General features: G+C 35.0%; 2 protein-coding genes and 3 pseudogenes. 1 reads left to right on the forward strand and 4 read right to left on the reverse strand.

Annotated features, from left to right (window positions below):
• A pseudogene (locus tag R7035_RS25180) lies at window positions 1-122 on the reverse strand (IS5/IS1182 family transposase); the annotation flags it as partial.
• A gap of 137 nt (window positions 123-259) precedes the next feature.
• On the opposite strand from R7035_RS25180, the gene R7035_RS25185 reads away from it, so the two are divergent.
• Window positions 260-1,033 carry an EAL domain-containing protein gene (locus R7035_RS25185; protein ID WP_203514069.1) on the forward strand — a complete coding sequence of 258 codons (774 nt, stop codon included), beginning with the start codon at window positions 260-262 and terminating at the stop codon, window positions 1,031-1,033.
• Between the two features lie 7 nt (window positions 1,034-1,040).
• Here R7035_RS25185 and R7035_RS25190 read toward each other — a convergent pair.
• The 3 genes and pseudogenes from R7035_RS25190 to R7035_RS25200 form a co-directional block, all read right to left on the reverse strand.
• Window positions 1,041-1,199, reverse strand: a pseudogene (locus tag R7035_RS25190) (IS66 family transposase); the annotation flags it as partial.
• Window positions 1,195-1,293: pseudogene (locus R7035_RS25195) on the reverse strand (hypothetical protein); the annotation flags it as partial. The pseudogenes R7035_RS25195 and R7035_RS25190, both read right to left, overlap by 5 nt.
• A gap of 87 nt (window positions 1,294-1,380) precedes the next feature.
• A complete protein-coding gene (locus R7035_RS25200; protein WP_318146322.1) occupies window positions 1,381-1,551 on the reverse strand; it encodes a helix-turn-helix domain-containing protein in 171 nt (56 codons plus the stop codon).
• Window positions 1,552-1,645 lie beyond the last annotated feature (94 nt).

Consider the following 1,645-nt stretch of genomic DNA (forward strand, 5'->3'; position numbering starts at 1 on the left):
TGTTTGTTTTGCTTCCACTCGGCTATCGTTTCCTCATCAATCCAAAAGGTCAGAGAACCACGGTTTATTAAGGCTTTATTGTATTGCTTCCAGTTAGTTGTTTTGTAACGAGGTTTCGGCATGAGGCTACGACGATTGATGGGTATAGCACGATCAGATCGTAGATTTTTGATTTAGTTCCACCGATTTAAGCAAAAAAGCCTAGGATTGCGACAAAAACTCAACTATATTTACAAACTGTGTAAAAGTAGGAGTGCGTATGTTTACTGTTGAATATTCAACGTGTGGTGGTGTTACAATCAGCAACAAAAATAGCTATGTAACCCTAGAGTTTTTATTGCAGCCAATATACATCCCTAAATCTGGAGAAACGATCTATTGCGAATGCCTCTCAAGAGTAATTAAAGAATCAGGAGAGACATTAAATAGTGAATCCTTCTTCGATAATATTGACGATGAATTCATTAAGACTGTTTTTTTACTACAGATGGAATATTTTAGTAATATAAAAACGTCTAAAGGTATTTTTTTGAATTTAAATCTATCTGCATTAGAAGATGATGAATTTGTAGAGAAGGTTATAAATAAAAATGTCTATAATAAATTTCATATAGAAATAAATGAAATAAGCACTTCCATTAAATTTAGTAAAATACTAAAAAATATAAAACGACTTCAAAAGTTAGGTATGTTAATCGTTCTTGACGATTATTATGAAGAAAATATAGCGGCTCACTTATCTTTAGGGGTAATTGAATGGGACTATATTAAAATAGATAGGTCATTCTTATTATACAATTCTGGTGATGATGATTGCTTAAAGTCTCTTATTTTTGTTTTAAGGACTTATTGTAAACACGGCTTGATAATTGAAGGGGTTGACACTTACTTCCAGAATGAATATCTTAAAAAATATAATCTTTTGGCTCAAGGTTATTTTTACTCTAGACCAAGAAAGGTGACTAACGAACGAGATTATCATCAAGAATCAGAGTTAATGAAGAAAAAATCAAAAGCAAACACTTATCATTGACATTTTAGTCGGCTTGAACCACGATTTGCTCAAGTAAGTGCTTTTTCAGTGCTTGATACAGTGGTTTGAACTTCTCGCTCACCTGAATCACCCACCTTGCCATCGTGGTTCTCGATAACTCGATACCTGACTGTGTAAACAGGGTTTCCTGACTATACAGCGGCAGTATTCGTCATGATCTCAGTCGGGTTTAAACCGGTTTGCTGTTCCAGTAATCCTTCCAATACAAATATGGAGTCTCGTAGTGCTCCTGGTATAAGGGGTCACTCGACGATTCGGAAAATATTGTACGCTAAGAGCGTAACTAGTTATTACTAAAGAAAAAATTCACTTCGTTTTATTCTTTCTTACAAAATTAAGTCTTTGTCAGAGTTACCCTGCTTTTTGACCTTTGCAATAGTTGATCTGCTACAACCTAAAAGTTGTTGAATCTGAGACCAACTTTTACCCTCACTAAGCAAAAGTGCTACATTTTCTCTCAGCTTGAGATCAGGTTTTCTTCCTTGGTACTTACCCAAGGTTTTTGCTTTCTGTAGGCTTTGTTGCTTAAATCGATGGAACTAAATCAAGAAGCTACGATCTGATCGGCTACACCCATTAATCGTCGTAGCC

The sequence above is a fragment of the Vibrio sp. 1731 genome (assembly GCF_033339955.1).
Taxonomy (GTDB): domain Bacteria; phylum Pseudomonadota; class Gammaproteobacteria; order Enterobacterales; family Vibrionaceae; genus Vibrio; species Vibrio alginolyticus.

Bases quoted from the DNA above. Each gene is read 5' to 3' on its own strand.
- R7035_RS25185 (WP_203514069.1), top strand. From the start codon at position 260: ATGTTTACTGTTGAATATTCAACGTGTGGTGGTGTTACAATCAGCAAC.